The organism is Sediminibacterium sp. GW821-FHT12F12 (genome assembly GCF_058806635.1).
On sequence record NZ_JBXAPW010000005.1, the window covers coordinates 170,544 to 187,663 of the forward strand.

At 45.8% G+C, this 17,120-nt stretch carries 16 protein-coding genes; 10 read left to right on the plus strand and 6 right to left on the minus strand.

Annotated elements, in window-relative coordinates; translation table 11 throughout:
* Nucleotides 1-2 precede the first annotated feature (2 nt).
* The 6 genes from AC1RNB_RS09680 to AC1RNB_RS09705 form a co-directional block, all read right to left on the minus strand.
* A complete protein-coding gene (locus AC1RNB_RS09680; RefSeq protein ID WP_493082472.1) occupies nucleotides 3-884 on the minus strand; it encodes a hydroxymethylglutaryl-CoA lyase in 882 nt (293 codons plus the stop codon).
* A gap of 41 nt (nucleotides 885-925) precedes the next feature.
* On the minus strand, nucleotides 926-1,672 hold the full coding sequence (rlmB, locus tag AC1RNB_RS09685) for a 23S rRNA (guanosine(2251)-2'-O)-methyltransferase RlmB (RefSeq protein ID WP_493082473.1): 747 nt from the start codon (nucleotides 1,670-1,672) through the stop codon (nucleotides 926-928).
* Between the two features lie 42 nt (nucleotides 1,673-1,714).
* Nucleotides 1,715-2,218, minus strand: a complete 504-nt coding sequence (locus tag AC1RNB_RS09690; protein ID WP_493082474.1) for a hypothetical protein — start codon at nucleotides 2,216-2,218, stop codon at nucleotides 1,715-1,717.
* 100 nt (nucleotides 2,219-2,318) lie between these two features.
* Nucleotides 2,319-3,572 (minus strand): methionine adenosyltransferase, encoded by a 1,254-nt coding sequence (metK, locus tag AC1RNB_RS09695; RefSeq protein WP_493082475.1) that lies wholly within the window; start codon nucleotides 3,570-3,572, stop codon nucleotides 2,319-2,321.
* A gap of 50 nt (nucleotides 3,573-3,622) precedes the next feature.
* Nucleotides 3,623-5,101, minus strand: coding sequence for a DUF4270 family protein (locus tag AC1RNB_RS09700; RefSeq protein WP_493082476.1), 1,479 nt, complete (start codon nucleotides 5,099-5,101; stop codon nucleotides 3,623-3,625).
* 10 nt (nucleotides 5,102-5,111) lie between these two features.
* Nucleotides 5,112-5,930, minus strand: coding sequence for a glycogen/starch synthase (locus tag AC1RNB_RS09705; RefSeq protein WP_493082477.1), 819 nt, complete (start codon nucleotides 5,928-5,930; stop codon nucleotides 5,112-5,114).
* Nucleotides 5,931-6,034: 104 nt separating this feature from the next.
* On the opposite strand from AC1RNB_RS09705, the gene panC reads away from it, so the two are divergent.
* The 10 genes from panC (at nucleotide 6,035) to amaB (ending at nucleotide 17,087) form a co-directional block, all read left to right on the plus strand.
* Complete coding sequence (gene panC / locus AC1RNB_RS09710) at nucleotides 6,035-6,883, plus strand: pantoate--beta-alanine ligase (RefSeq protein ID WP_493082478.1); 849 nt, start codon at nucleotides 6,035-6,037, stop codon at nucleotides 6,881-6,883.
* Between the two features lie 86 nt (nucleotides 6,884-6,969).
* On the plus strand, nucleotides 6,970-7,983 hold the full coding sequence (locus AC1RNB_RS09715) for a lysylphosphatidylglycerol synthase transmembrane domain-containing protein (RefSeq protein WP_493082479.1): 1,014 nt from the start codon (nucleotides 6,970-6,972) through the stop codon (nucleotides 7,981-7,983).
* Nucleotides 7,970-8,467, plus strand: coding sequence for a D-glycero-beta-D-manno-heptose 1-phosphate adenylyltransferase (gene rfaE2, locus AC1RNB_RS09720; protein WP_493082480.1), 498 nt, complete (start codon nucleotides 7,970-7,972; stop codon nucleotides 8,465-8,467). Before AC1RNB_RS09715 ends, rfaE2 begins: the two co-directional genes overlap by 14 nt.
* Before the next feature lie 124 nt (nucleotides 8,468-8,591).
* On the plus strand, nucleotides 8,592-10,685 hold the full coding sequence (gene ppk1 / locus AC1RNB_RS09725) for a polyphosphate kinase 1 (protein WP_493082481.1): 2,094 nt from the start codon (nucleotides 8,592-8,594) through the stop codon (nucleotides 10,683-10,685).
* Nucleotides 10,666-11,562 (plus strand): Ppx/GppA phosphatase family protein, encoded by an 897-nt coding sequence (locus AC1RNB_RS09730; protein ID WP_493082482.1) that lies wholly within the window; start codon nucleotides 10,666-10,668, stop codon nucleotides 11,560-11,562. The genes ppk1 and AC1RNB_RS09730 overlap by 20 nt, the downstream gene beginning before the upstream one ends.
* Before the next feature lie 132 nt (nucleotides 11,563-11,694).
* Entirely contained in the window at nucleotides 11,695-12,510 is an 816-nt protein-coding gene (panB, locus tag AC1RNB_RS09735) for a 3-methyl-2-oxobutanoate hydroxymethyltransferase (protein WP_493082483.1), read from the plus strand.
* 87 nt (nucleotides 12,511-12,597) lie between these two features.
* Entirely contained in the window at nucleotides 12,598-13,431 is an 834-nt protein-coding gene (locus AC1RNB_RS09740) for a hypothetical protein (RefSeq protein WP_493082484.1), read from the plus strand.
* Between the two features lie 12 nt (nucleotides 13,432-13,443).
* Complete coding sequence (locus tag AC1RNB_RS09745; protein WP_493082485.1) at nucleotides 13,444-14,538, plus strand: sensor histidine kinase; 1,095 nt, start codon at nucleotides 13,444-13,446, stop codon at nucleotides 14,536-14,538.
* Nucleotides 14,538-15,236, plus strand: coding sequence for a LytR/AlgR family response regulator transcription factor (locus AC1RNB_RS09750; RefSeq protein WP_493082486.1), 699 nt, complete (start codon nucleotides 14,538-14,540; stop codon nucleotides 15,234-15,236). Before AC1RNB_RS09745 ends, AC1RNB_RS09750 begins: the two co-directional genes overlap by 1 nt.
* 327 nt (nucleotides 15,237-15,563) lie before the next feature.
* The gene (gene amaB / locus AC1RNB_RS09755; RefSeq protein WP_493082487.1) at nucleotides 15,564-17,087 is read left to right on the plus strand and encodes an L-piperidine-6-carboxylate dehydrogenase; all 1,524 of its coding nucleotides are present in this window, start codon (nucleotides 15,564-15,566) and stop codon (nucleotides 17,085-17,087) included.
* The last annotated feature ends 33 nt before the right edge of the window (nucleotides 17,088-17,120 follow it).

Sequence of the window (17,120 nt, forward strand, 5' to 3'; positions counted from 1 at the left end):
GATCAGTGTAAAAATATTTCAGCAGCGATCTGCAGGCTTTGAGCCAACGCTTCTTTGTTTAATCCGGGCAGCAGTCCTTTTTTTTCAAAATAATCAATCATCAATACAGAATCCATATTTCCCACCAGTTCATCCTGCGCCATGGGGCAGCCGCCGATACCTTTCAGCGCACCATCAAACCGTAAACAACCCGCCTGTAAAGCAGCATCTGTCTTGGCCTGCCAGTTAGTGGCACTCGAATGAAGGTGAACTCCGAACTGTATAGCCGGATATCGCGGAATCAATGTTTGCAGGGCAAACTGTACCTGTTCCGGTGAAGCCAATCCTACCGTATCGGCCAGCGAAAGAACTGGGATACCCAGTTGCGCCATCTGCTCTGCCCAATGAAGCAGGATCTCTTCATTATATACATCACCGTAAGGATTTCCAAATCCCATACTCAGGTATACTACCAGTTCTTTGTGGTTTTTGATACAGAGTTCCTGAATGACTTCTACCCTTTGTGCACTTTCCTCCATCGTGCTGTTGGTATTACGTAACTGGAATGTGGGTGATAATGAAAAAGGAAAACCGAGATATTGGATCTCATCATACACAACTGCTTCTTCTGCACCGCGAGGGTTGGCCACAATGGCCAGCAATTTTGAAACTGAACCAGCCAACTGCAATCCTTCGATCACTTCTTTGGTATCAGCCATCTGTGGAATGGCTTTGGGCGAAACAAAACTGCCGAAATCAAGTGTATGAAAACCTACCCTCAGCAAAGCATTCAGGTATCGGATTTTATCGGTAGTGGGAATAAAACGGGACCAGCCCTGCATGGCGTCTCTCGGACATTCTACTAGGGTGAGTGGTGAGTGGTGAGTAGTAAGTGTCGTTCCCATATTGACTTTCCAATAAACGATTAAACCAGTAAACCAATAGACTATTTCCCCATCCTTTGTTTCATGGCTTCATACAAAATGATTCCCGTGGCTACGGACACATTAAATGAATCGAAGTTGGCCGCCATGGGGATCTTGAAAAAATGATCCGCCGCTTTGGCGAGATAGGGTTGAACCCCTTTTCCTTCATCACCCATAATGATACAGCAGGGATCGGTGAAGGGTAGTTCGAACACATTCTGCTCGGCCCTCATTTCGCTGGTAAATATTTTGATACCGTTCAGGTGCATAGTGTCTACCGCTTTCAATAAACTATTCACCCGGCAGATATGGATCTGCTCCAGTGCACCGGCACTGCTTTTCATCGCTTCTTCATTCAATGCACCTACGCCTTTGTCGGGGATGATGATTGCCTGCGCACCGCAGCAGACCGCACTACGCGCAATGGCACCGATATTACGTACATCCGTAACCCCATCCAGCATCAGGAATAGAGGAAGATCGCCGTTGGATACCACATGATCGATCACCTGCTGCAGATCCATATATTGTACACGTGCCACAAAAGCCAGTATACCCTGGTGATTTGCTTTTGTCATACCATTCAGCTTCTCAATAGGCACCAGTTGTATGGGCACATTCTGGTCGCGTGCCAGTTTGCGGATGGTGTTGATCACGTCTCCGGAAGCATTCTTCTGCAGTAAGATCTTATCAATTGCCTTACCGGTTTGCAGGGCTTCTACCAGCGGTTGGCGGCCAATAATCAGGGAGCTTTGTTTAACAGGCATCTGCAAATGTATTATTTCCTCCGACCTTCTGCCAAAAGGAGTTTAGTGGCTTTCGTTTTTCTGTAACATACGGGGAAGAGAAAGAAAAAGGTAGACAATGATCAGTCCTGCCAAAATGAATTTTACAACGGCACAATAAAAAGTAAGCTGCAACGAAATGGCATCATAACTTCCTGATATGGTTTTCAGCATCAGCAGGTTTTCGGCAATATCCAGTACACCGGCCACATACGCCACCCTAGCGAGAAAAAGCCCGGTTTGCGAGAGCCAACGGATGTTTCCCCATTTACGAGCTGTGGTTTCTGCTGCCAGCGAAAGAAATACCACATAGGTTACGATAAAAGCAAAATCAAGCCAGATATTCATCTTTACCACTGAGAGATCCCAACCGGATAATGCTGTCTGCAACAATTCCGGGGTACGGGCAAATTCAAGGTCCAGGATCCCCCGTTTGGCGGTGGACGTTTTAAGACTGCTGCCCTGCCATTGCATGATTACTACCATTACCATGCAACTGATCGCAGCAATCGATAGGTTCTTTTTCATGGGAGTTGGGTTTTACTGGCCGGCAAAACCAGTATCCAAATATACTAACAAAAAACCCCTGCCGGTTAGGCAAGGGTTTTTGTGTATCAGGTATGGGATCTTATTTAACCCCGAAAGCTTTCTTTACTTTGGTAACATAGTCCAGTTTTTCCCAGGTAAACAGCTCCACTTTCACTTTTTTCACTTTACCATTAGGCAGGGTGAATTCTTTGGTTACCACTTCATTCTTACGACCCATATGGCCATAAGCAGCTGTTTCGCTGTACATAGGTGTACGCAATTTCAGACGCTGCTCAATAAAGTAAGGGCGCATATCAAAAATGCTTTCTACCAGTTTGCCGATCTGTCCGTCTGTTAACTGCACTTTGGCAGTTCCATACGTATTTACGTTGATAGAAGTAGGTTGGGCAACACCAATGGCATAGGAAACCTGCACCAGTACTTCATCAGCAATACCGGCAGCTACCAGGTTTTTGGCAATGTGACGGGTTGCATAGGCTGCAGAACGGTCTACTTTGCTGGGATCTTTTCCACTGAAAGCACCACCCCCGTGTGCCCCTTTACCACCATAGGTATCTACGATGATTTTACGGCCGGTTAAACCTGTATCTCCGTGCGGACCACCGATCACGAACTTACCGGTTGGGTTGATATGATACTTGATCTTATCATTGAACAGTTTGGCGTATTTCTTATACTTGGTCTTAACCCTTGGAATCAGGATATTGATGATATCTTCTTTGATTTTGGCCAGCATTTTTCCTTCTGTATCAAAATCATCGTGTTGGGTAGATACCACGATCGCATCAATACGAACGGGGCGGTTATTATCGTCATACTCCAGTGTAACCTGGCTTTTCGCATCAGGGCGGAGGTATTTGATCTGTTTGTTCTCTCTTCTCAGCGCAGCCAGTTCGATCAGGATCTTATGGGCCAGATCAAGTGCCAGTGGCATATAATCTTCTGTTTCATTGGAAGCATACCCGAACATCATACCCTGATCGCCGGCACCCTGCTCTTCTTTTTTCTTACGGTCAACGCCCTGGTTAATATCTGCAGACTGCTCATGAATAGCAGACAGGATACCACAACTGTTCGCCTCAAACATATATTCACTCTTGGTATAGCCGATTTTACGGATCACACCACGGGCAATTTCCTGTACATCGAGGTATGCTTTTGATTTTACTTCGCCGGCTAATACTACCTGACCGGTGGTAACCAGTGTTTCGCAGGCCACTTTAGACTGAGCGTCAAAGGCAAGAAAGTTATCAATCAGTGCGTCTGAAATCTGGTCGGCTACTTTGTCCGGATGTCCTTCAGAAACGCTCTCAGAGGTAAACAGATAAGGCATATAAAGTTTATTTTAATGGGTGCAAATATAGAATAATGAGTAATACCCTACTAAATCCGTGAAAAAATAATCCGTAAACGCATCCTGAAACGGGTATGGGTACCACCGCCGAGTCTTATCCTTCCATCTCCTACATCGTTTCCAACCGAGGGATTCAGGTAGTACAATTGGGAAGAAGTATTACCCGGGTAAGGAGGTGTATAATACAGCGAATCATTGCTGGGCGCTGATAAACGCAGGGTAAAAGAAGTATCCTTACGGGTTACAATACCCTGTACATAACGGCTCACATCGAATGTATAGGAAGCCACATTATCATAACCCTGAATGGATTTAGAAACAAGGTACCCGCCAAACGCAGAAATATTGGGTCCGTTAGAGCCGATGGTATAATCGTTGGGGATATTTCTTTTGGCATTGATGGCAGAATCATACCTGCTTAAGAGGAGGTAACGGGGTGGCAGCATCTGTTTTTCGAGCGTAGCGAGGTTATTATCATCCGGCACCTGTTCTGTTATCAGTTCTGCCCTATGAACAATGCGGTTAGAAAGTCCCTGTAAGCCGGGAATTCTGATTCTTACAAAAGTGCCGGGTACCGATTGTATATATACCAGTGAATCAGATTTGGAGGTAGTGGTCAGGTAACGGGCAGCTTCGCTACCGGTTCTATCGCGCACCACCACATTGGCACTGCCATCGCTGATGGTATTGAATTTAAAATACAGTACAGAAGTATCTCTCTGGGTAGCACCGGTTGAGCTGGAACTGTAATACAAGGCAAATTTGGTATTGGTATCTGCCAGACTGATCTTCAGCAGGGCATTGGCTCCGGCCGTATTGGCCGTAAGGGCAAATCCTGCAAAATAAGTACGGAAAATAGAATCAGACCGGTAGGCGTTAGTGGAATCGTAGGTTTTGATAAAGCGGGTGGCAAAGGCTTTGCTCAATGGAAAACGTAACTGGTTCTTTGCGTTTTCGTAACGGTTGTTTACCGAGTCGCCCAATCTCCGGATATCAAAGGTTTGCGAAGTAAGCGACTGTCCCAGGTTTACATTTACAGCGGATGGATGGTTCACCGGGTAAGTGCGGTACTGATCCAGGGGTGTATTATTATCTATTTCAAAGAGATTCAGACGCAAAGGCAGCGTAGAATCACCATAAAATCCTTTATAACTCAGTATCAGCACAGCAGAATCTACCACCACACTGTCTTTGTTTCCGGGAACAAAGTAAGGATAGGCATTAGGTTTTAGCTCAAAGTACAGCGATGCCCTGGTTTTACCAAAAAGTGGGTCGTTACTGATGGAACCCAGTAAATGATTATCGCTTTTATAGATCCGGGCAGTATCCATATCCTCGTAGGAATCTGTCAGTACTTCCAGGATGGTATCTTTTGTAATCACACCATCAATAGCCGGTATCAGGCCGGAGCCAACATCTGTAGAAGAAATACGCGTGCAGCCTGTCAGAAAAATGATCAAAACAACACCGGAAATGAATATTCTACGCAGCGTAAAAAATGAATGCATGAGTTAGTGATTACTTGCCCGCAAGGTCGTTGTACAATTCTAAATACTCTGTTAAATCAGAATCCCATCCTTTGAAAGGAACTACCTTCTTTCCTTTCACTTTGGCGAAATCCTCAACGAGTTTCTTTTCTATTTTATCGGCACCAAAAGTGATGGCATCAGCAAAACTGGCCCCACCCCGGAACATAGCCGTATTATTACCTTCTTTAAAAGCTTCCAGGTCCTTATCTTTTATATTGCTGTTGATAATCGCCTTCTGTACAAAATCAGCCCCCAGTTTCTCTTTGAAAGTATTCTGACCAATGGTAAAAATCACTTTGCTGTTACCAAATACCGGCTCTTTTTTATAGGCCGTTTTGATATAGGCAGGGATCAACCCGGTCATCCAGCCACTACAATGGATCAGGTCCGGCGGCCATCCAAACTTCTTCACGGTTTCAAGGGCGCCCTTGCAGAAGAAAACGGTACGGAGGATATTGTCATCAAACCAGGTCTCTTCATCATCGTGAAAAATCTGCTTCCGCTTGAAAAAGTCTTCATTCTCCAGAAAATATACCTGCAAACGGGCATTGGGCAAAGAAGCCACTTTGATCTGTAATGGGTAATCATCATTATCTACCGATACATTGATCCCGGAAAGCCTCACCACTTCATGCAGCCGGTGTCTCCTCTCATTGATCACCCCAAAGCGTGGCATAATGCACCTCACTTCCAAACCACTGTCATTGCTCTTGATAGCCAGCTTATTAATCACCTCCGCAAACTCAGTGAGTTCGAGGTAAGGCGACATTTCAGTAGCAATGAATAAAATTCTTTTCTTTGTTGACATTAGTATGCGAATTTTAGCACGATGCTGGAAAAAACAGTTGGCAAAGGTACATAAAATGCACCGAAAACCAACGCAAATCCAGCTTTTGCCCAAACTCAGCCCAAATGATCCTGTTAAAAACAGCCACCGACCTCTCCCTTTTTCTATCTGCCAAAAAAGCCCAGGGCCTGCAAACAGGCTTTGTGCCAACCATGGGGGCATTACATGAGGGACACCTGCGTTTAGTAGAACATAGTAAAAAAAACAACAATGTAACAGTTGCCAGTATTTTCGTTAATCCTACCCAGTTCAACGACCCCCAGGACTTTACCCGCTACCCGGTAACCCTCGAAAACGATATCTATCTGCTCGAAAAAACGGGTTGTGATATCCTGTTCCTGCCTTCAGTATCAGAGATCTACCCTTCGGGGATGCAGATAACCCAGCCCTATGATCTGGGTTATCTGGAAACCCTGCTCGAAGGAAAATACCGCCCGGGGCATTTTCAGGGTGTATGCCAGGTAGTTCACCGGTTACTGGAACTGGTACAACCCGCTAACCTGTACCTTGGACAAAAAGATTACCAGCAATGTATGGTGATCCGTCAACTGATTCATTTAACTGCTTTACCGGTTCAACTGGAGATCGTACCCACGAAACGGGAGCCTTCCGGCCTGGCAATGAGCAGCCGAAACCTGCGTTTATCTGAAAAGGAAAAAGAAGCAGCGGCTGTTATTTACAAGTGCTTAGTAACCATTCAGAGGGGGCTCAAGCCAGGCAGTCTTGACAATTTGGTTACAGAAGCCACAGCCGCCATACTGGCCGCAGGTTTTGATAAGATCGACTATGTTTCGATCGCTGATGCAGCCACTCTATTGCCGGTAACAGTGTGGGACGGGCAAAGCAAACTGGTAGCATTGGTGGCAGCATTCATGGGGGGGGTAAGACTGATTGATAATCTGACGCTTAATTAATTCAGGGTGCTTCTTCCGGCTGCCGGCCAAACGGGAAACAGGATTTATTAAAATTGCTTGCTTAACTTGCCACTGAATGTTCCGCTATGAAAAAACGATTGTTATTTGCCCTGCAATACCTGTTATTTCTGGGACTGGGAGTATTTCTGGTATGGTGGAGTCTGCACCAGATACCGGACGATAAATGGGGTGAGTTTAAGCGATCGCTCGAGACAGCCAATTACTGGCTGATGTTGCCGGTGTTTCTGATTCTTTCCTGCAGTCACCTGCTCCGCGCCCTCCGCTGGCGGATCCTGATGTTGCCGATGGGTTATAAACCCTCTCTCTCCAATACCTTTTTTGCTGTGATGATCGGCTATCTCGCCAACCTGGCCGTTCCCAGGCTGGGCGAAGTATTAAAATGCACCATCCTCGCCAAATATGAAAAAGTACCCGCCGAAAAACTGGTAGGAACGATTGTAGCCGAAAGAGCGGTGGATGTGATCAGCCTTGGGATTGTTTTCCTGCTGGCACTCATCAGCCAGTATGATGTAGTTGGCGAATTTGCCCGGCAGCTCTTTGTGCAGGTATTTGAGACCCGGAGCGGATCGGTTTCCTTTCTTAAACTCGGGATTGTACTGGCAATACTGGCCGCCATTGCCATTGCAGTAAAACACTGGTTCAATCAATTCTCCCATCTGCGCATCGTTATGCTGACCAAAAAAGTATTAAAGGGCATCTGGGAGGGATTGAACAGTATACGTTACCTCGAACAAAAAAGGAATTTTATCTTGTACAGCATAGCCATCTGGGTATTATACATTGTTGGCACCTGGGTGGGTTATCTCGCTACACAGGGCACCACAGGGCTTGGGTTGGGAGCCGCCATATCCGGCCTGGCTTTTGCCAGTATCGGTATGATCATTACACCTGGTGGCATTGGCGCCTACGCTTTCTTCCTGGCCAAAGTACTGGAGAAAAATGAGATCCCTTTTGAAATCGGTTTTGCCAACGGTACCCTGCAATGGTTTGCCCAGTTTGCGATCGTGGTACTGGTAGGTTCTATCTGCCTGGTACTGCTTCCTTATTACAACAAAAAGAAACAACATGAAAGCCGTTAACGCCATAGAAAAAAAAGTCTTCACTTTACCACACTTACTCGCACAATTGGCCAGCTGGCGGGTAACGGATAAAACGGTTGCTTTTACCAATGGTTGTTTTGATATCCTGCACGAGGGACATATCTCCTCCCTATCGCAGGCCGCTGCTGAAGCGGATTTCCTGGTGGTGGGTGTTAACAGCGACAGCAGCACCAAAAGACTCAAGGGTCCCGACAGACCGGTTAACAACGAACATAGCCGTGCACTGTTACTGGCCAGTCTGGCCATTGTAGATGCCGTTGTTATTTTTGAAGAAGATACCCCCCTGCAACTGATCAAGGCCATACAACCCGATGTATTGGTAAAAGGCGGAGATTATACCATTGAGCAGATTGTAGGAGCCAAAGAAGTGATGGCCCATGGAGGACGGGTAGTCATCAACCCGATTGTGGAGGGATTTTCTACTACCGGTATTATCCGGCAGATCAAAGCATCTTTTTCATAGCATCCGGCATTCCGCTTTATCTGATAAACTTAACATTCCTGAAAAACGGTGTTTCTTATATTTGACGGGAGAGAAAACAAATACCAATTACATCATCCACCTTTCCAAATTTCTCTCCCAGCGCATGGCAAAAAAATTACTTATTCAGAGAGATATCAGTTGGCTCAGTTTTAATGCAAGGGTATTACAGGAAGCCAATGATCCGGGTGTTCCTTTAAAAGAACGGATCCGTTTTTTGGGTATTTTTTCCAACAATATGGATGAGTTCTTCCGTGTTCGCGTGGCCACGCTGAAACGGATGCTGGAATTCAGCGAGAAACGCAGGAAGCTGAACATGCACATGGAAGAAGCCCCCCAGCAGATCCTTGACCAGATCCAGACCATTGTATTACAGCAGCAGAACGAGTTTAACCGGATCTGGGCAGGTATACAGAAAGAATTGAAAAAAGCCAATATCCAACTCGTAACAGAAAAAAAACTTACCCGCGAGCAGCAGTCGTTCGTAAAAAAATTCTTTGAAGAAGAAGTCCGCTCCAATATCATCCCGCTGATGATTGAGAGTCTGCCGCAACTCCCCTACCTGCGTGATAAAAGTATTTATCTCGGTGTAGTAATGCGGAAAAAGAATTCTGCTTACCAGCAGAAATATGCCCTCATCGAAGTACCGGCCAGAGCCATCGGCCGCTTTATACAGCTACCTTCCAAATCGTCAGAAAAAAATATTATTCTGCTGGAAGATGTAGTACGCTATAACCTGCCGGTGATCTTCTCCTATTTCGGGTATGACCATTTTGAATCACATGTGTTCAAGGTTACCAAAGATGCCGAGATCGATCTCGATAATGATGTTAGTACCAGTTTTGTAGAGAAGATTGAAAAGGGCTTAAAGAACCGCCGTAAGGGCAAACCCGTTCGTTTTGTATATGATAAAGAAATGGATGCCGGTTTACTCGAATACCTGATACGCAGGTTGAGCCTGAACCGGAAAAGCAATATCATTCCCGGCGGACGCATCCACAATTTCCGGCATTTCATGGATTTCCCGGATGTGTTCAACACCAAAAGTACCCGCCGTTCTGCCTTTACACATCCGGCTCTGCAGAGTTCGATGCGGGTAACGGATGTGATCATCAAGAAAGATGTGATGCTGCATTTTCCCTACCATTCTTTCAATGCGGTGATAGACCTGCTGCGCGAAGCAGCCATGGATCCGGATGTGAACTCGATCAAACTAACAGCCTACCGCCTGGCATCCAATTCAAAAGTGATCAATGCGCTTATCAACGCCGCCCGTAATGGTAAGGAAGTGGTGGTGATGCTGGAACTGAAAGCCCGCTTTGATGAAGAAGCCAACCTGGAATGGAAAAAAGTACTGGAAGAAGAAGGGGTTACCGTATTACTGGGCGTACCCAAAATGAAGATTCATGCCAAACTCTGTATCATTAAAAAAAGAAAAGGCAACAAAACCATCCAGTATGGTTTTGTAAGTACCGGTAACCTGAATGAAAAAACAGCCATTGTGTATGGAGATCATTGCCTGCTAACAGCCAACCGCAATGTGATGGCCGATATCAACCGCATTTTTCATTACCTCGAAAACTGGAAAACGGGGATCCAGCATCTACGGATGTGTAAAACCCTGCTGGTTTGTCCAACCAATATGCGGCAGTCGCTGATGACCCTGATAGACCGCGAGATCAAAAATGCCAAAGCCGGTAAGGAAGCCGGTATCATTCTCAAAGTAAATTCTTTGAGTGATGCCACCCTGATTGCCAAACTCGGCGAAGCGGCCAGGGCGGGGGTGTCTATCCGGATGGTTATCAGAGGTATTTATTGTATGCTGCGTGATCCGAAAAAAGAAAAGGGAGAAGTCAGTGCGATCAGTATTGTAGATGAATACCTCGAACATGCCAGGGTCATCATTTTCCATAACCTGGGTAAGGAAAAGATTTATATCTCCAGTGCCGACTGGATGGTACGCAACCTGGACCACCGGGTAGAAGCTGCCATTCCCGTAACAGACCCTTCTATCTGCGCAGAATTGAAAGAGATTATCCACATTCAATTAAGAGATAACGTAAAAGCGAGAATCCTCGACAATGACTTAACCAACAACTATGTACCTTCCGCGGGTAAAAGACAGGTGCGTTCACAGATAGAAACGTACCATTACCTGCACAAGAAAAATGTAGTGAACAGTGAGGTTAGCAGCCATTGATATCGGGAGTAATGCCGCGAGGTTACTGATCACCGAAGTAAGCCAGGACCGTGAAGGCAACCCCCAGTTCAATAAACTGAACCTGGTACGTGTACCCCTACGCCTCGGTTTTGATGTGTTTGAAAAAGGGGAAATCTCCAAAGAAAAAAGAGGTATGGTATTGCAGACCATGAAAGCCTATGGGCATCTCATTAATGCATATGGTGTGAAAAATGTGATCGCCTGCGCCACCAGCGCCATGCGCGATGCCAGTAATAGTTCCGACCTGATCCGCAAAGTGAAACTGGAAACCGGCCTGGAGATCGAGATTATCAGCGGCGATCTGGAAGCATCCCTCATCTACGAGAACCATGTGGCAGAACATATGGATACGGAACACAGTTATTTATACATTGATGTAGGTGGGGGCAGTACAGAACTTACTTTTTTTGCCGATGGCAAACTGGTATTCAAGCAGTCGTTCAATATCGGCACCATCCGTTTGCTGAAAGACATGGTGGATGAAAGGAAGTGGGACGAGATGAAAGATTTCATCAAAGTAAAAACCAAAGGGTTTAAACAGATCACCGCTATCGGCACGGGTGGCAACATCAATAAAGTGTTTTCGCTGAGTAAGAAAAAAGACGGCAAACCCCTGAACCTCGAACTGCTGAAAGATTATTATAAAGAGATCGCCAGTTTTTCGCTGGAAGACAGGATCAATATCTACAAACTCCGCGAAGACCGGGCCGATGTAATTGTACCGGCCCTGCAGATCTATATCAACGTAATGCGCTGGGCAGATGCAGCGGAGATCTATGTGCCTAAAATAGGCCTGGCAGATGGATTGATACAGCATCTTTACTACGAACTGGCAGCCAAGGGTATTACTTCGTAACCACTATACCCGGGTTTTGAAGCAGTCTATGAGAATCTTCCAAATCTTAGTATTTTCATACCGGCATTTGAATATGTTTTATTCTAAAGCAGAGGCATATTCCCCTTTTCTGTCCCTTTAAAAAATTTTCAAATGTCTTCCCATAAAGAGATCAAAAAAATCACCACCCACACTTTACAACAGATGAAAACCCAGGGCGCCAGGATCTCCATGATCACCGCCTATGATTATTCCTTTGCCCGCCTCTTTGATGCGGCAGGTATTGATGTGATACTCGTGGGCGATAGTGCCAGTAATGTAATGGCCGGACATGAAACCACCCTTCCCATTACACTGGACCAGATGATCTACCATGCGCAATGTGTGGTACGGGGCGTAGACCGTTGCCTGGTAGTAGTGGATCTGCCTTTTGGTTCCTATCAATCCAATCCGGATATCGCCGTAGCATCGGCCATCCGCATCATGAAAGAAGCCGGCGGCCATTCAGTGAAACTGGAAGGAGGCGAAGAAGTGATAAACAGTATCAAACGTATTGTTGCCGCAGGCATACCGGTAATGGGCCATCTCGGGCTTACGCCACAGTCTATCTACCAGTTCGGCACCTATACCGTTCGGGCCAAAGAAGAAGCGGAAGCGGAAAAGCTGACCAGGGATGCATTACTGTTGCAGGAGGCAGGCTGTTTTGCCCTTGTACTGGAAAAAATCCCCGCACAACTTGCTAAGAAAGTGAGCCAGCAACTGCAGATCCCAACGATTGGGATTGGAGCCGGGGCCGATTGCGACGGACAGGTATTGGTCATGCATGATATGCTCGGCATCAACAATACTTTCAAACCCCGTTTTCTGCGCCAGTACCTGGATCTGGAAACGCAGGTAACCGGAGCGGTACAACAATATATCCGTGACGTAAAATCCCGGGATTTCCCCAACCAGCAGGAATCTTACTGAGTTCTTCACCGATAAGACCCATATTTTCACCCATAATCTTTTACCGGCATGATTGGGCTGAATAGATTTGGTACAAACCAACTGCACATGAAAAAGAATCTTTTTGTGGCTATACTGCCTATGCTCTGCCTGTTAACCTCCACACAGGCAAAAATGGTAAGTGATTCGGTAAGGATTAATCATGTGCTGGATGGCAATATCAATGAATGGAATACGGGCAGGTTTGAAACAGATAAAGAAACGAATATACAATACGCAATTGATCATGATGTTAGCAACCTCTACCTCGCCATGAAAGTAACGGATCTGCAGCTGCAGATGAAAATGATGTCGTTTGGGATGGATTTGTATATGGACAACAAAGGCAGGAAAAGAGAAAGAACAGGCATCAGCTTCCCGCTTAAAAGGGAAAGTGGTGGTGGACGGGGCGGAAGACCTGGCGGTGAGCCGGGCGAGGGTGGCAGACCAGACCCCAAAGAAATGCGGGAAAGATTAGCAGCTACTATGATTCTGCTGAAAACTTTCGGCTTTGATGATAAGGAAGATCAAAACCAGCTGATCAGTCAACCCAATAGCATCAACCTTGCATTTGATTGGGATGAAGCCAATAATTTCTACATCGAATACCTGGTACCACTCAGTTTTCTCGGAGGACAAACTGCTCTTAGCGGCAAAACACTGAGTATTGGATGGAAGATTAACGGAATGGAGATGCCAAATGCAGGAGGACCCGTAAGTACATCCACCCAGTTGGTAGGTGTACCTGCCGGAAGCGGCAGACCCTCTGGTGGAGGCAGCGGAAGAAACGGTGGTTCACGTGCCGGTGGCGGAAATACCGGAGGTGGTGGTGCTAATTTTGGAAGTGTAGACAGCCGGATGAAGGAACAGAGCTTCTGGACCAAATATGTGATGAGCTTTTAAACAAGTTGATATATGCCATTGAATAACAATAAGAAACTAGTAACGCTGATTGCACACAGTGCAGCATGGCTTTGCTTTTTCACCCTCCCCTACCTGGTTTTTTTTCCAAGGCTGCGCGATTTCAGTATGAGCAATCATCAGTTGGCTTCCATCATCTGTAATAATGTATTTCTGGTATTGTTTTATTACCTCAACACTTTGTTATTGATCCCGCGTTTTCTGGCTAAAGAAAAATGGTTTTATTATATCCTGTCGATTGTGGTTTGTTTGGTTGTATTTCTCTACGCCCCCAAACAAATTGCCTTGTTCATTGCAGAACCCGAACCCTTTAATCCCAATAACCGAGAGTTTATCCGCAACCCGGCATTTAAAGGGAAACCAAGGTTTACCGGTTACATGCGCGGAAGAAGACCAGTGGCAGACCCATACAACACCGTTCTTTTCCTGCTGATTTTTACAGTAGGCACCTGTATCTCTGTGATTCAACGCTGGTTGCAGACAGAACAGAACCGGAAAGAAACAGAGAATGAAAAACTGAATACAGAATTGTCATTCCTGAAATCGCAGGTGAACCCGCATTTCTTTTTCAATACGCTGAATAATATTTATTCACTGGCCGTGGTCAGAAGTGAGAAAACGGCACCGGCTGTAATGAAACTATCTTCCATTATGCGGTATATCCTAACAGAAACGCAGAGGGACCTCGTACCTTTACAGAATGAAGTGGAATTCACGCACAATTTTATTGATCTGCAGAAAGTAAGGTTAACGGATAAAGTAACACTCAATTTTACAACGGAAGGATCAACCGATAACCTGCTGGTAGCCCCGCTGCTTTTTATCCCGTTTGTAGAAAATGCCTTTAAATATGGGGTTAGTACCAAAGAGGCATCCAGCATCACCATCGAGATCAGAACGGAAGGGAACAGGATCATCTTTACAGCTGTCAATTATATTGTACCTTCAGAAAATAACCTGATGGAAAATACCGGTATCGGAATCAACAATGTAAAAAGAAGACTGGAACTGATGTATCCCGGCAAACACAAACTAACCAGTTTTGAGAAAGACAATTATTATAATGTTCACCTGGAAATTGTGACCTGATGATACACTGCATAGCCATTGATGACGAACCCTTAGCACTGCAACTCATTAACGAGTATTGCAGCAAGATCTCCTTCCTGAAACTGGAAAAAACCTTCACTAATACAGACGAAGCCAAAGCCTGGCTGCAGGAAAATGCGGTAGACCTGCTTTTTCTCGACATACAAATGCCCGATATCAACGGGATGCAGTTCTATAAGTCATTGCCCCAGAAGCCACCGGTTGTATTTACCACCGCATACAAAGATTTTGCAGCAGAGGGGTTTAATGTAGACGCTGTTGATTACCTGCTGAAACCCTTTGAGTACGACCGTTTTCTGAAAGCCTGTTACAAGGTGAAAGAGTATATCGAGTTCCTCAGTTCGCAGGAACTGCAGCTCAATTCCATCTTCGTGAAAGTGAACTATGAGATCATGAAGATCAACCTGAAAGACATTGAGCTGATAGAAGCACTGGACGATTATATCAAAATCTATATCAAGCCTAATCCTGTACTTACTTTAATGACACTAAAAAGTATACAGGAAAAACTTCCTTCCCGGGATTTTGTAAGGGTACACCGCTCTTTTATTGTGCCGCTGGCACGTATCGAAAAGTTCAGCAAAACCAAACTCTGGACCGCCGGTAAAGAGATTCCCATCGGCAGCAGTTACAGTCAGGTATATGACCAATTGTTAACGATTTCTAAAACCAAGTAATTCCCCGATTCAATAGGCCTGCTCGCCTATATAAATTGAACAATGTTGTATCGATAAATACTTTTACAGGGATCATTTTTCATAAATGTTTCATGCAAGGTTTTGATGAAAGGTACCAGCGGTTGTTCTCAACAGGTGGTACCTTTTTCTTTTAGCGCCTTTACAGCCTCAGATCTTCTTCTTCAGTTATTGTGTAGTAAGGTTTTACGTTATTAACCTATATAGGCCCCGCTACAGGTATCGGAACCTGCTGCTTCGAAAACATTAATTTATCAACTCCTGCATACTGGGGTTGGGGAATATCCGGTTTGGTGGTACTTTTGCAGTATGGAATTCCTTAAACAACTCGGCATCACCGCACAGAATCACGGTACGTCTACCGGCACCGTATGGATCAACAGTAATGGCAATCAAATCGACTCTTTCTCGCCCGTTGACGGGAAAACCATCGGTTCCGTAACAGCTACCGACACAACTGCCTACGAAGCAACCATCGCCAAAGCGCAGGAAGCTTTTGCGGTTTGGCGTATGTGGCCCGCCCCTAAACGCGGCGAAATTGTACGACAGGTAGGTGATGCTCTTCGTGCCAACAAAGAAGCACTGGGAAAACTGGTGAGTTATGAAATGGGCAAGAGTCTGCAGGAAGGATACGGAGAAGTACAGGAAATGATAGATATCTGTGATTTTGCTGTGGGTCTTTCGCGCCAGTTATATGGTTTAACCATGCACAGCGAGCGCCCGGCACACCGTATGTATGAGCAATGGCACCCACTGGGTATTGTAAGCATCATTTCCGCCTTTAACTTCCCTGTGGCCGTATGGAGCTGGAATGCGGCACTGGCCTGGGTTTGCGGAAACGTGACTATCTGGAAACCCAGTGAAAAAACACCTTTATGCGGTATTGCCGTACAAAAAATTGTAGCAGAAGTATTTTCTAAGAATAATGTACCCGAAGGCGTAAATGGACTGGTACAGGGCGGACGTGAAGTAGGCGAATGGATGAGTAATGATACCCGCATTCCGCTGGTATCTGCCACCGGATCTACCCGCATGGGTAAAGCACTGAGTGCCGCTGTAGCCGGCCGTTTGGGCAAAAGCATTCTGGAACTGGGTGGAAACAATGCCATCATCATTTCCAAAGACGCAGACCTGGATATGTCGTTGATTGGTGCGGTTTTCGGAGCGGTGGGCACTGCCGGACAGCGTTGTACCACAACCCGCAGACTGATCATTCACGAATCTGTGTATGATAGTTTTACTGCCAAACTGGTAAAAGCCTATGGCCAGTTACGGATCGGTGATCCGCTGGATACCCATAACCATGTGGGTCCCCTGATAGATACCGATGCCGTAAAAATGTACCTGCATTCTATTGAACAGTGTAAACAGCAGGGTGGCCGTTTCCTGGTAGAAGGAGGCGTATTGGAAGGAAAGGGATATGAAAGCGGTTGTTATGTAAAACCCTGTATAGCCGAAGCCAGAAACGAGATGGCTATTGTGCAACATGAAACCTTTGCCCCTATTCTCTACCTGATGAAATACAATACGCTGGAGGAAGCCATTGCTTTGCAGAATGGTGTGCCACAAGGACTTTCCTCTTCCATCATGACATTGAATATGCGCGAAGCGGAACGCTTCCTCTCACATGCCGGCAGCGATTGCGGTATTGCCAATGTGAATATCGGGACCAGTGGTGCTGAAATTGGTGGTGCTTTTGGTGGAGAGAAAGAAACCGGCGGCGGACGTGAAAGCGGAAGTGATGCCTGGAAAGCCTATATGCGCAGACAAACCAATACCATTAACTGGAGCGATAAACTGCCACTGGCACAGGGCATCGTATTTGACCTCTAAAGCGATGTAACAGCCAATGTTACCCAAACCATA

What these genes read in the sequence shown, in the direction of transcription:
- AC1RNB_RS09680 (WP_493082472.1), bottom strand. Translation starts at nt 884, where the DNA reads ATGGGAACGACACTTACTACTCACCACTCACCACTCACCCTAGTAGAA.
- rlmB (WP_493082473.1), bottom strand. Translation starts at nt 1,672, where the DNA reads ATGCCTGTTAAACAAAGCTCCCTGATTATTGGCCGCCAACCGCTGGTA.
- AC1RNB_RS09690 (WP_493082474.1), bottom strand. Translation starts at nt 2,218, where the DNA reads ATGAAAAAGAACCTATCGATTGCTGCGATCAGTTGCATGGTAATGGTA.
- metK (WP_493082475.1), bottom strand. Translation starts at nt 3,572, where the DNA reads ATGCCTTATCTGTTTACCTCTGAGAGCGTTTCTGAAGGACATCCGGAC.
- AC1RNB_RS09700 (WP_493082476.1), bottom strand. Translation starts at nt 5,101, where the DNA reads ATGCATTCATTTTTTACGCTGCGTAGAATATTCATTTCCGGTGTTGTT.
- AC1RNB_RS09705 (WP_493082477.1), bottom strand. Translation starts at nt 5,930, where the DNA reads ATGTCAACAAAGAAAAGAATTTTATTCATTGCTACTGAAATGTCGCCT.
- panC (WP_493082478.1), top strand. Translation starts at nt 6,035, where the DNA reads ATGATCCTGTTAAAAACAGCCACCGACCTCTCCCTTTTTCTATCTGCC.
- AC1RNB_RS09715 (WP_493082479.1), top strand. Translation starts at nt 6,970, where the DNA reads ATGAAAAAACGATTGTTATTTGCCCTGCAATACCTGTTATTTCTGGGA.
- rfaE2 (WP_493082480.1), top strand. Translation starts at nt 7,970, where the DNA reads ATGAAAGCCGTTAACGCCATAGAAAAAAAAGTCTTCACTTTACCACAC.
- ppk1 (WP_493082481.1), top strand. Translation starts at nt 8,592, where the DNA reads ATGGCAAAAAAATTACTTATTCAGAGAGATATCAGTTGGCTCAGTTTT.
- panB (WP_493082483.1), top strand. Translation starts at nt 11,695, where the DNA reads ATGTCTTCCCATAAAGAGATCAAAAAAATCACCACCCACACTTTACAA.
- AC1RNB_RS09740 (WP_493082484.1), top strand. Translation starts at nt 12,598, where the DNA reads ATGAAAAAGAATCTTTTTGTGGCTATACTGCCTATGCTCTGCCTGTTA.
- AC1RNB_RS09745 (WP_493082485.1), top strand. Translation starts at nt 13,444, where the DNA reads ATGCCATTGAATAACAATAAGAAACTAGTAACGCTGATTGCACACAGT.
- AC1RNB_RS09750 (WP_493082486.1), top strand. Translation starts at nt 14,538, where the DNA reads ATGATACACTGCATAGCCATTGATGACGAACCCTTAGCACTGCAACTC.
- amaB (WP_493082487.1), top strand. Translation starts at nt 15,564, where the DNA reads ATGGAATTCCTTAAACAACTCGGCATCACCGCACAGAATCACGGTACG.